Here is an 11,895-nt window from a genome sequence, read left to right as displayed (position 1 = left end):
AGCAGCGTCGGCAGCGTCCACGCGGCCGCGCGGGCGCGCACCCATTCGCCGCCGTCGACGATGAAGCGCACCAGCCGCGGCGTCACGCGGTCGTGCACCAGCGGGTCGGCGGCGTAGGCCGCGACGACGGCCGGGTCGCGCGAGATCCACGCCGGCTTCAGCCCGTTGCCGACCGCGAGCGACGGGGCGATCGGGCCGAGCAGCGCGAGCAGCAGCTTCTGCACCCCGTTCATGCCGGGGTCGAGCGCCGGCGACGACATCACCAGGCCGTCGACCGGGCGCCACCACGGCGCCTTCGTGTCGGCGGCGAAGCGCGAGACGACCAGCCCGCCCATGCTGTGGCCGAGCAGCACCAGCGGGCCGCGGTGCGCGGTGCGGGCTGCATCGATCACGTGCGACAGGTCGTCCAGCAGGTCGTGGTCGGTGGCGAGCCGGCCGCGGGCGCCCTCACTGCGTCCGTGGCCGCGCTGGTCGTAGGCCAGCACATGCCAGCCCCAGCCGTTCAGGTGCGCGATCACATGCGCGTAGCGGCCCAGGTGCTCGCCCAGGCCGTGCACCAGCACGACGACGCCATGCGCCGCGGTGCCGGCCGGATGGTGCGAGAGGTGCAGGCGCAGGCCGTCGGTGGTGTGCAGCGTCGTGTTCATGGCCCGGCAGTTTAGGCATCGCCTGCCGCGGCCGCCCCCGGGCTTGTCTCGATGCGCGCGTCAGGCCGCTTGCGGCTGCAGATCGCTGCCGAGCTCCAGCCGCGCGGCCGCCACCGGGTCGAGGTGGGTCGCCATCCAGCGCACGACGCTGGCCGCGTGCGTCATCGGCCCGAGGTGCCCTGCGCCGGCCAGCTCGCAGTGCTGCGCCTGCGGCAGCGCCTGCGCCAGCAGCTCGACGATGCGGCGCGCCGGCGCGCGCGTGTGCTGCCCGTGGATCAGCAGCATCGGCATCGTCAGTCGCGACAGCGCCTGCTGGCCCCAGGTCGCGGCGAACAGCGCATCGAAGTGGCGCGGCACCACCGGCATGCGCGACGCGATGGCCTCGCGGCGCGCCGTGCCCAGGCCGTCCCAGGCCGCATCGCCGCCCCAGTAGCTCGTGAACGCGCGCGCCGCGGCCAGCGCGTCGCCCTGGTCCAGCAACGCAGCCACGCGCGATGCGATCTCGCGCACTTCATCGAGCGATGCATCCTGCGGTGCCAGGCGGCGGATGATGCCGACCGCGACGGGCTCGTACAGCGTCAGCGAGTGCACCCACTGCGGGTGGCGCAGCGCGATCTGCATCGCGACGGCGGCGCCGTACGAGTGGCCGACCAGGTGGATGCCGCGCCGCACCAGCCCCCAGGCCGGCTGCACGAGCTGGGTGACCGCGTTCGCGTCGATGTGCAGCGTGTTCAGCACGGCCGTCGGCCACACCGGGCTGCGGCCGTGGCCGTGCAGGTCGGGGGCGACGACCTGCCAGCGCCCGCTCAGCGCATCGGCCAGGCCGTTCCATTGCGCATGCGTGCCGGTCGACGAGTGCAGGCACAGCACGACCGGCCCGTCGCCTTGCGTTCGGGCAACCAGGCGGCCGGGGTGGGGTTGGGGCGCTTTCATGACTTCTCCAGCGGATCGGAGCCGTCAGGATGCGCGGGGCAGGTATCGGCGCCGTGTCGTGCGCCGGCCCCGATTGATTCATTCGTTTCGAACGCCTGCTACGCCTTCTCGGCCGCCGCCTTCAGGTTCGCGAGCCCGGCTTCGAAGTCGCGCCCGATCAGCGTGTCCATGCTCATGAACAGGCCCATCAGCTTCGACACATAGGGCGTCGGGCCGTGCATCGCCCAGTGCACGAGGGTTGCGTCGTCCTGCGGCTTCAGCGTGAACTCGGCGATGTTGTGGCCTTCGAACGGCTTGATGAAATCGAGCTTGATCGCCAGCGCCGCGGCCGGCGTGCTCTGCATGATCTCCATGCGGCCCTGGCCGACCTTTGCGTTGCCGCGCCATTCGTAGACGGCGCCGACGCCGCGCGCCGGGCCGCTGTGCGTGCGCACCAGCGCCGGGTCGAGCTTCTCCCACGGCGACCACTCGGGCCAGCGGTGGAAGTCGTCGAGCAGCGGGAAGATCCTGTCCGGCGGCGCCTTGATCGCGAGCGAGCGCTCGACGCGGAAGCTGTCGGGCCGGGTCGTCGCGAACAGCAGCACCGCGGCGATCAGCAGCAGCACGACGAGGGCGATGGTCATCCACATGGCAGATCCTCCGCAAGCTCAACGAGGCGGGAATTGTCGCGTCTCGCCGATCGCGAGCACGAAGAATTCTTCGTCGGACAGCGCCTGCAGCTTGCGTTGCTCCAGCAGCGCCAGCGGCGGATCGTCGAGCGCTTCGTCGGACAGCTGGAAGGTGCCCCAGTGCACGCCCAGCGAGCGCTTGGCGCGCAGGTCGCGGTGGATGCGGATCGCCTCCTCGACGTCGACATGCTGCGGCGCCATGAACCAGCGCGGCTCGTAGGCGCCGATCGGCAGCAGCGCGATGTCGAAGCCGCCGCCGTTCGCCGCGGACTGGCGCGCGGCGAAGCGCGCCTGGATGTCGATGAAGTCGCGCGAGTACGCGGTGTCGCCGGCGTAGAACAGGTGGCAGTCGGGCGCGAACACCGCGAAGCCGCCCCACAGCGTCTTCATCCGGTCGGCGAGGCCCCGGCCCGACCAGTGCTGGGCCGGCACCAGCGTCACCTCGACCGGGCCGGCCGGTGCCGGCACCGTGTACGAAGTCCACCAGTCCAGCTCGACCGCGTTCGCGATGCCGCGCCCGGCGAGCCAGGCCTTCACGCCCAGCGGCACGATGAACAGCGGCGGGCCGCCCGGCTGGCGCTGCAGTGCATCGACCGATGCGGCATCGAGGTGGTCGTAGTGGTTGTGCGAGGCCAGCACGACGTCGATGTGCGGCAGGTCGGCGAGCGCGACACCGGGTGGCAGGTGGCGTTTCGGCCCGGCGAACGGCAGCGGCGATGCGCGCTCGGAGAAGACCGGGTCGGTCAGCAGGTTCAGGCCGCCCAGCTGCGCCAGCACGGTCGCGTGGCCGATCCACGTGACGGTGGGGCGCATCGCCGCAGCGGCGCGCGCATTGGCCTGCAGGAACGCAAGATCGGGCGCGACCTGCGGGATCGGCCCGCGCGGCGGCCGCGGAACGCCGTTGCGGTGCGCCGCCCAGCGCCAGCGCAGCACGTCGGCCAGGCTTTTCGGTTCGAAGCCGGGGTAGTTGTTCCGGAACGCCATCGCGCGGCCGTCAGACGCCGTCGGCCACGAAGCCGACCACCGCATGCGAGTTGTCGCAGAACGGCTTGTTCTGCGACTGGCCGCAGCGGCACAGCCGCGTGCTGGTGAGGCGGTCGACGGTGCGGCCGGTGCCGGCGCACAGCTCCAGGTTGCCGCTGACCTCGAGCGGCCCGTTGCGCAGCGGGTCGACGCGCAGCGTGCCGTTGCGCACCGCGAGCGGCTGCGATTCGCGCGTCGGCGGCTCGCCGCTCGCCTTGAAGCCGGCGGCGTTGTGCGAGCCGTCGCAGAACGGCTTGTTGGCCGACTGGCCGCAGCGGCACAGCGTGGCACGCAGCGACGAGCCGCCGTTCGGCGGGGCCGCCAGCGCCATCTCGGCATGGAAGGCGAGCGGGCCGTTCTCGCGCAGCCGCACGGTGTTGACGAGCGGTGCCGCCTCGGCCGGGCCGCCGTCCAACCGCTCGTAGGTGACCGCGCCGGACGGGCAGGTGTGGGCGACGATCGCGATGCGCTCGGGCGTGGCCTTGTCGGGGTAGAGCCAGTCGCCGGGCGTGTTCGCGAGGAAGACCTCGGGCTCGCCGAGCACGCAGTGCCGCGCGTGGATGCAGCGCTGCGTGTCGAAGCGCAGCAGCACGTCGCGGCCGCGGGCTTCGTCGGGTGGTTTCGGGGCGGCGCGGGGCTCGGCCGGCGCGGGTGAGGCGGCGGTGACGGGCGGCGGGGCCACCGGTGGCACAGCGGTCGCGGCTTGGCCCGCGATGGCCGGCCAATGCGCGTCATGGTCGGCCGACCAGTAATTGGAGAAGCGCCGCATCGCCTGCGCATGCCGGGCGAGCCACGGCTGCGCGCCGGGTTGGGCGGCCATCGAGGCCAGCCGGTCGGCGACGCAGCCGCAGCGCTCGGCGAGCACCAGCGTCGCGGTCTCGACCGACAGGTAGGTCAGCACGGTGCGGGACGCGGTGAAGGTCATGCCGGCATTGACACCAGGGTGCTTGTCGCTGGCCGGCAACGCCGACAGCGCGCTGCCCATGTCGCCGAGCATGTGCATCAGCGCGAGCGTCTGGTCGGTCATTTCGCGCCGGCGCGCGGTGGCGGTCTCGGAGCGTGGCGTCACGTCGGCGAGCGCCGACAGCAGGCGCAGCATCAGCTCGTAGCAGACGTTGGCGACGTCGAGCAGCGTGGCAGCCGGCTCGGCGGTGACGTGCACCCGCAGCCCGCTGACGACCGGGTTGCGCATCACCGGGTTGCGCGCCGCCGGGCGGGCCGGCTCGAAGCCCGGGCGGCGCGCCTTCAGGCCCTGCCATTCGCTGCGGATCGCGCAGAAGCGCGCGTAGTGCGAGCCGCTCTTGCTCTCGCGCGAGCCTTCGCCCTGTTGCACGATGAAATCGACGGCCTGGCGCGCCTCGGCCAGCGTGCCGACGGTCATCAGTCCGGGCAGGCGGAAATCCTGCATGGCCAACTGCGCGGCCCGCGGCCCGATGAACACCTTCGCCTCGCCGCTGTGCTGCACCAGCAGCTCGCAGCTCTCGGCGATCGATTCGTACAGCTCGCCGACGGTGGTGTAGTCGTCCGGCAGCATCGACAGCCGGCCGGCGACCGAGCGGCGGTGGTAGCTGGTCTTCTCGTAGCGCGTGCCGTCGCGCTCGGCCACGTCGGCCGGCCGCTCGAGGTAGACGAAGTGGTCGAGCGTGGCCTCGTCGAACGGTGCGAGCTCGACCGCGATGTCGGCCGGGAACAGCCCCGCGGCGATCGGGAAATTGAAGCGCCGGTAGTGCGGGCGGGCGCCGATCGCGACCGCGATGTTGTTGGCCAGCACCAGGTGCAGCATCTCGTCGGTGGCGATCGCGATGATCTCGCGGCGCCAGCGCTGCACGGCGGCGAGTTCGTCGGGCTCGAGCCCCTCGTCGGCGTGCTGCTTCAGCGAGAACGCCGCATAGAGGTAGGTGCACATCAGGCAGTGCTCGATCTCGGCGGCCTCGGCGAGCATGCCGACGAGCTGGGCGCGGTGGGAGGCGGGGGTCATGGCCGGCAGCATGCCGGGGAGGGCGCCGCGATGCAAGGGCGCCGCGCGAGAGCCCGACTGCTACGCTCGTGCGATGAACCCACCTCCGCTCTGGCAGGCCTCGGTGCCTGTCTTCCTGCGCTACCTGGAACGGCTGCGCCGCTGGCTCGACCTGGCGCAGGCCCACGCGCCCGGGCCGGACGCCGAACGGCTGCTCGGCGCGCGGCTGGCCGACGACATGAACCCGTTGGCGACGCAGGTCGTCATCGCGGCGAACTTCGCGTTGCGCGCCTGCCATCCGCTTGCGGGGCTGCCGGTTCCTTCGCCGGGCGAGCCCGGCCCCGGCTTTGACGGGCTGCGGGCGCTGGTCGATCGCGTGACGGCGATGGTGCGCGAGCTGCCGCAGGAGCGGTTCGACGGCGCCGAATCACGCCTGCTGGAGAGCCAGGCTGGCGACGCGCTGGTGCGCCTGCCGGCCACCGAGTTCCTGCAGCACTACGCGCTGCCGAACTTCTTCTTCCACCTGACGACCGCGTACGCGATCCTGCGCAGCCGGGGCGTGCCGATCGGCAAGGCAGATTTCGATGGCCTGCATGCCTATCCGCCGGCCGGCAGCGACGGCGCCGGGGCGGCCGACGAGCGCCGTGCCGAAGAGCTCCGCGAGATCGAACGTTCGCGGCTGCGCGCGCTGGTCGACGGCGACATCCCGCTCGCCCGGCGCCTGCATGCGCCGCAGTTCCAGCTCGTCACGCCGGCCGGCAGCGCGTTCACCCGCGACGAGTACCTCGGCCGGATCGAGCGGCGCGAGCTTCGCTACCTGCGTTGGGAGCCTGGTGCGATCGAGGTCCGCCTCCATGCCGACAGCGCGGTGCTGCGCTACCAGGCCACGYTGGCCTTCGAGCCGGACTCGCCGTTCCGGTGCTGGCACATCGATGCGTACGAGCGTATCGACGGCCGCTGGCAGGTGGTGTGGTCGCAGGCCACGGCGATCAAGCCCTGATCCCCGCGCGGCCCTGTCTCGTAGCCCGGATGGCAATCCGGGGTCTTCGCGTGTTGCCACGATCCCGGATTGAAATCCGGGCTACCGTCAATTGGCCCCCGCGTCCTTCCACCCACCCCCCAGCGCCTTGTACAGCGTCACCAGGTTCTGCGCCTGCAGCGTCTGCACCTGCACCACCGCCTGCTGCGCGGTGAACAGCGAGCGCTGCGCATCCAGCACGTCGAGGTAGCTCGCCGCGCCGTTGCGGTAGCGCAGGTCGGCCAGCCGGTAGCGCGCCTGCTCGGCATCGGCCTGCGCGCGCTGCGCCCGCGCCTGCTCGCCGAGCGTCGCGCGGCCGGCCAGTGAATCGGAGACCTCGCGGAACGCGGTCTGGATCGCCTTCTCGTACTGCGCCAGCGCGATCTCGCGGCCCACCTTCACGCTGTCGAGGTTGGCCTTGTTGCGTCCCGCGTCGAAGATCGGCAGCGTCGCCTGCGGCTGGAAGCTCCAGCCGAACGAGCCGCTCTTGAACAGCCCCGACAGCTCGCTGCTCACCGAACCGACCAGCCCGGTCAGCGTGATGCGCGGGAAGAACGCCGCGCGCGCCGCGCCGATGTTGGCGTTGGCCGCGATCAGCTGCTGCTCGGCCGCGCGCACGTCGGGCCGGCGGTTCAGCAGGTCCGACGGCAGGCCGGCCGGCACCTCCGGCAGCACCTGGTCGGCCACCAGCGGCACGCCCGCCGGCAGGTCGTCCGGCAGCGCCTGCCCGAGCAGCAGCACCAGCGCGTTCTCGTCCAGCGCGCGCTGGCGCGTCTGCTGCGCAAGCGACACGCGGGCCGCCTCGAGCAGCGATTCGGCCTGCCGCAGGTCGAGCTCCGAACTCGCGCCGTTGTCGAACTTCAGCCGCGTGAGCTTCTGCGAATCCTCTCGCGTCTTCAGCGTCTGCTTCGTCACCTCGAGCAGCTCGTCGTCGGCCAGCAGGTTGAAGTACCCGTTGGCAACCGACGCGATCAGGCTGATCTGCACCGCCTTGCGCGTCTCCTCGGTGGCCAGGTACTGCGCGAGCGCCGCCTGGCTCAGGCTGCGCACCCGGCCGAACAGGTCGAGCTCGTACGACGAGACCGCCAGGCCCACGCTGTAGGTGCTGGTGATCGTGTCGGGCCCGGCCGTCTGGCGCAGGCCGCTGGCGGCCGCATTGACCGTCGGCCATTCGTCGGCACGCCTGATCTGGTAGGCCGCGCGCACCTGCTCGATGTTCAGCACTGCGACGCGCAAGTCGCGGTTGTTCTTCAGCGCGAGCTCGATCAACCGCTTCAGGCGCTCGTCGGCGAAGTAGCTCTGCCATTCGACGTCGCTCGCCTTCGGGCCGGGGCGCGGGGTCGTCGCCTCGCCGGCGAACGAGCCGGGCACCGGCGCCGGCGGGCGCTCGTAGGTCGGGATCATCGTGCAGCCGGCCGCGAGCAGAGCGCTGGCCATCAGGGCCAGGGCAGGGGCCGGGCCGCGCAGCAGCCGGGGGCTTCGGGAATCACTCATGGGAACCATCCTTCGGCGTGCCATTCAGTTCATGCGCGTACATGCGGCGCTGCCGCTCGCTGCCCTTGAAGATGCGGCGCACCACGACGAAGAACACCGGCACGAAGAACACCGCCAGCAGCGTCGCGCTGAACATGCCGCCCATCACGCCGGTGCCGATCGCGCGCTGGCTCGCCGAGCCCGCGCCCGACGCGACCACCAGCGGCAGCACGCCGAGGATGAAGGCCATCGAGGTCATCAGGATCGGCCGGAAGCGCAGGTGCGCCGCTTCCAGCACCGATTCGACCACCCCCTTGCCCTGCGCATGCAGGTCCTTCGCGAACTCGATGATCAGCACCGCGTTCTTCGCGCTCAGGCCGATCACCGTGATCAGGCCGACCTTGAAGTAGATGTCGTTCTCCAGGCCGCGGAAGGTGGCCGCCAGCACGACACCCAGCACGCCCAGCGGCACCACCAGGATCACCGACAGCGGGATCGACCAGCTCTCGTACAGCGCCGCCAGGCACAGGAACACCGCGAGCAGCGAGAAGCCGAGCAGGATGAACGCGGTCGAGCCCGACAGCTTCTCCTCGCGCGACTGGCCGGTCCACTCGAACGCGAAGCCCGGCGGCAGCTGGCCCGCGAGCCTCTCCATCTCGGCCATCGCCTCGCCGGTGCTGCGGCCGTGCGCGGCGTCGCCGGCCAGCCGCATCGTCGGGTAGCCGTTGTAGCGGATGGTCTGCACCGGGCCGCTGATCCAGCGCGTCGTCGCGAACGCCGACAGCGGCACCGGCTGCCCCTTGCTGTTCAATGCGTTCAGGCGCAGCAGGTCGTCCGGCTGCATGCGTGCCGGCGCATCGGCCTGCACCACCACGCGCTGCAGGCGGCCGGCGTTCGGGAAGTCGTTGATGTACGCCGAACCCAGCGCGGTCGAGAGGGTCGAGTTGATCGAATCGAAGCTCACGCCCAGCGCGTTCGCCTTGTCGCGGTCGACGTCGATCTGCAGCTGCGACGCGTCTTCCAGCCCGTCGGGGCGCACGCCCGCGACGATCTTGCTCTGCCCCGCGAGGCCCAGCAACTGGTTGCGTGCCGCCAGCAGCGCCGCGTGGCCGTTGCCGCCGCGGTCCTGCAGCCGGAAGGCGAAGCCGGACGAGGTGCCCAGCTCGGGGATCGGCGGCGGGCTGAGCGGGAAGATGAACGCATCGCGCACGCCCATCAGCGCGCCGAACGCGCGGCCGGCCAGCGCCTGCGCCGAATGCTGCGCCCCCTTGCGTTCGTCCCAGTCCTTCAGCGTCACGAAGGCGAGGCCGGCGTTCTGGCCCTGGCCCGAGAAGCTGAAGCCCAGCACGCCGACCATGCTCTGCACTTCCGGCTGCTTCAGGATGAAGCCCTCGACCTGCTGCATCACCTCGACCGTGCGGTTCACCGTCGCACCCGGCGGCAGCTGCACGTTGACGATGATGTAGCCCTGGTCCTCGGCCGGCAGGAACGACGCCGGCAGGCGCGAGAAGGTCCAGCCCACCGCGGCGATGATCGCCGCGTAGATGATCAGGAAGCGGCCGGCGCGCTTGAGGATCTTCGCGACCCAGCCTTCGTAGCCCTTCGCGGTGCGGGCGAAGCCGCGGTTGAACCAGCCGAAGAAGCCGGTCTTCTCGTGGTGGTGGCCGGCCTCGACCGGCTTCAGCAGCGTCGCGCACAGCGCCGGTGTGAGCGACAGCGCCATGAAGGCCGACAGCGCGATCGACGCCACCATCACCGCCGAGAACTGGCGGTAGATGTTGCCGATCGAGCCGGCGAAGAACGCGAGCGGCACGAACACCGAGATCAGCACCACCGTCACGCCGACGATCGCGCCGGAGATCTGGCCCATCGCCTTGCGGGTGGCCTCGCGTGGCGACAGCCCCTCCTCGCTCATGATGCGCTCGACGTTCTCGACCACGACGATCGCATCGTCCACCACGATGCCGATCACCAGCACCATGCCGAACATCGTCAGCACGTTGATCGAGAAGCCGAGCCCGAGCAGCACGCCGAAGGTGCCCAGCAGCGCGATCGGCACGACCAGTGTCGGGATCACCGTGTAGCGCCAGTTCTGCAGGAACAGGTACATCACGACGAACACCAGCGCGACCGCCTCGAGCAGCGTCTCCACCACCTGCGAGATCGAGATCTTCACGAAGCGCGAGCTGTCGTACGGCACGCTGTACTTGACGCCCTGCGGGAAGTAGCGCGAGAGCTCGTCCATGCGCTTGCGGATGGCGGTCGCGGTGGCCAGCGCATTGCCGCTCGGCGAGAGCTGCACGCCGATGCCGGTCGACGGCTTGCCGTTCAGGCGCGCCGAGGTGGCATAGGTCTGCGCGCCCAGCTCGATGCGGGCGACGTCCCGCAGGCGCACGGTGGAGCCGTCGGCGTTGGCGCGCAGCACGATGTTGCCGAACTGCTCGACGTTGCTCAGCTGGCCGTTGACGACCACGGTCGCGAAGATCGACTGCCCCGGCAGGTTCGGCAGGTCGCCGATGGTGCCGGACGAGACCTGTGCGTTCTGCGTGCGGATCGCGGTGGCGACGTCGGCGGCCGACAGGTTGAAGCCGACCAGCTTCGCCGGGTCGATCCAGACCCGCATCGCGCGCTCGGTGCCGAACAGCTGGGCCTGGCCGACGCCGGGGATGCGCTGGATCTCGGGCAGCACGGTGCGCGACGCGTAGTCGCCGAGCGCGATCGGGTCGTAGGCCGGGTTCTCGGACGAGAGGATCGTGAACAGCAGGAAGTTCGAACGCGCCTTGTCGACCCGCACGCCCTGCTGCGTGACGGCCGACGGCAGGCGCGGCGCGGCGCGGCTCAGCCGGTTCTGCACGTCGACCTGCGCCAGGTCCGGGTTGGTGCCGGGCTCGAAGCTGATCGTGATCGAGCCGGTGCCGTTGGCCTGGCTGACCGACTCCATGTAGAGCAGGCCGGGCGAGCCGTTCATTTCCTGCTCGATGACGCTGATCACGCTGTCCTCGAGCGTCTGCGCCGAGGCACCGGGGTAGGTGGCCGACACGACGATGGAGGGCGGTGCGACCGGCGGGTACTGCGAGATCRGCAGCTGCGTGATCGCCACGCTGCCGAGCACGATGATGAACAGCGCGATCACCCACGCGAAGATGGGGCGATCGATGAAGAACTTGGCCATGGAGGAAGGCTCGCTGGTTCTGTCTTTTGGGTGGCCGGGGTCAGCTGCCGGAGGCGGCCGATGCAGGCGCGGATGCTGCGGCGGCCGACGCCGCGCGTGGCTGCCACGGCACCGGCTTCACCGGGCCCGGGCCGCGCAGCTTCTGGAAGCCGTCGACCATCACCTGCTCACCGGGCTTCAGGCCGTCGGTGACGAGCCACTGGCCGTCCTGCGCGGCCGAGCCGATCTTGATCGGGCGCGGCGCGACCTTGCCGTCGGCGCCGACCACCATCACGGTGTCGCCCTGGTTGCTGCGCGTGACGGCCTGCTGCGGCAGCGCGATCGCGCCGTCGACCTGCGCCTGCTCGAGCCGCACGCGCACGTACATGCCGGGCAGCAGCAGGCCGTCGGCGTTCGGCACCTCGGCGCGCAGCGTGATCTGGCCCGAGGTCGCATCGACCGTCAGGTCGGAGAACAGCAGCTTGCCGGGCTTCGCGTACTCGGTGCCGTCTTCCAGCACGATGCGCACGATCGCGGCCTCGCCGCCGGCGGCGCGCTTGAGCTTGCCGGCCTCGAGGGCCTTGCGCAGCTTCAGCGTCTCGGTGGTGGACTGCGTGAAGTTCACGTACATCGGGTTGATCTGCTGCACCACGGCCAGCTGGGTCGCCTCGCCCTGGCCGACCAGCGCGCCTTCGGTCACCAGCGCGCGGCCGATGCGGCCCGCGATCGGCGAGGTGACGGCCGCGTAGCCGAGGTTGATCTGCGCGGTCTGCAGCGCGGCGCGCGCCGACGCGACATCGGCCTCGGCCGACTTCTGCGCGGCCACCGCGTTGACGAAGTCCTGCTTGCTGATCGCGTTCGCCTCGATCAGCGGCTTGTAGCGCTCGGCCTGCGCGGTGGCCTGCGTCAGGTTGGCCTGCGCGCGGGCGAGCGCGGCCTGGGCGCTCTGCTGGCTCGCGACGTACGGCGCGGAATCGATCTGGAACAAGGCCTGCCCGGCCTTCACGTCGCTGCCTTCGCGGATC

9 protein-coding genes are annotated in these 11,895 nt (G+C 71.2%); 1 reads left to right on the top strand and 8 read right to left on the bottom strand.

Annotation, left to right across the window (positions count from 1 at the left end; genetic code table 11):
• The 5 genes from AC1D15_RS07265 to AC1D15_RS07245 form a co-directional block, all read right to left on the bottom strand.
• On the bottom strand, nucleotides 1-647 hold a 647-nt coding region (locus AC1D15_RS07265), incomplete at its 3' end, for an alpha/beta hydrolase (protein WP_477825467.1).
• Between the two features lie 60 nt (nucleotides 648-707).
• Nucleotides 708-1,580 (bottom strand): alpha/beta fold hydrolase, encoded by an 873-nt coding sequence (locus AC1D15_RS07260; RefSeq protein WP_477825466.1) that lies wholly within the window; start codon nucleotides 1,578-1,580, stop codon nucleotides 708-710.
• 98 nt (nucleotides 1,581-1,678) lie between these two features.
• Complete coding sequence (locus AC1D15_RS07255) at nucleotides 1,679-2,209, bottom strand: SRPBCC family protein (RefSeq protein ID WP_465111370.1); 531 nt, start codon at nucleotides 2,207-2,209, stop codon at nucleotides 1,679-1,681.
• A gap of 18 nt (nucleotides 2,210-2,227) precedes the next feature.
• Nucleotides 2,228-3,232 (bottom strand): MBL fold metallo-hydrolase, encoded by a 1,005-nt coding sequence (locus AC1D15_RS07250; RefSeq protein ID WP_477825465.1) that lies wholly within the window; start codon nucleotides 3,230-3,232, stop codon nucleotides 2,228-2,230.
• Nucleotides 3,233-3,242: 10 nt separating this feature from the next.
• Nucleotides 3,243-5,249, bottom strand: coding sequence for a ferritin-like domain-containing protein (locus AC1D15_RS07245; protein ID WP_477825464.1), 2,007 nt, complete (start codon nucleotides 5,247-5,249; stop codon nucleotides 3,243-3,245).
• Nucleotides 5,250-5,322: 73 nt separating this feature from the next.
• On the opposite strand from AC1D15_RS07245, the gene AC1D15_RS07240 reads away from it, so the two are divergent.
• Nucleotides 5,323-6,228 (top strand): DUF1993 family protein, encoded by a 906-nt coding sequence (locus tag AC1D15_RS07240; protein WP_477825463.1) that lies wholly within the window; start codon nucleotides 5,323-5,325, stop codon nucleotides 6,226-6,228.
• 87 nt (nucleotides 6,229-6,315) lie between these two features.
• Here the strand turns inward: AC1D15_RS07240 and AC1D15_RS07235 are convergent, their stop codons facing one another.
• The 3 genes from AC1D15_RS07235 to AC1D15_RS07225 all read right to left on the bottom strand — a co-directional run.
• A complete protein-coding gene (locus AC1D15_RS07235; RefSeq protein ID WP_477825462.1) occupies nucleotides 6,316-7,740 on the bottom strand; it encodes an efflux transporter outer membrane subunit in 1,425 nt (474 codons plus the stop codon).
• Nucleotides 7,733-10,891, bottom strand: a complete 3,159-nt coding sequence (locus AC1D15_RS07230; protein ID WP_477825461.1) for an efflux RND transporter permease subunit — start codon at nucleotides 10,889-10,891, stop codon at nucleotides 7,733-7,735. The genes AC1D15_RS07235 and AC1D15_RS07230 overlap by 8 nt, the downstream gene beginning before the upstream one ends.
• A 40-nt stretch (nucleotides 10,892-10,931) precedes the next feature.
• Nucleotides 10,932-11,895: efflux RND transporter periplasmic adaptor subunit (locus AC1D15_RS07225; RefSeq protein ID WP_477825460.1), on the bottom strand; the 964-nt coding region annotated here is incomplete at its 5' end.

The sequence above is a fragment of the Rhizobacter sp. P2_H2 genome, assembly GCF_056403375.1.
Note: the sequence above shows the minus strand (reverse complement) of the source record. Positions and strands in the feature narration are given on the sequence as shown.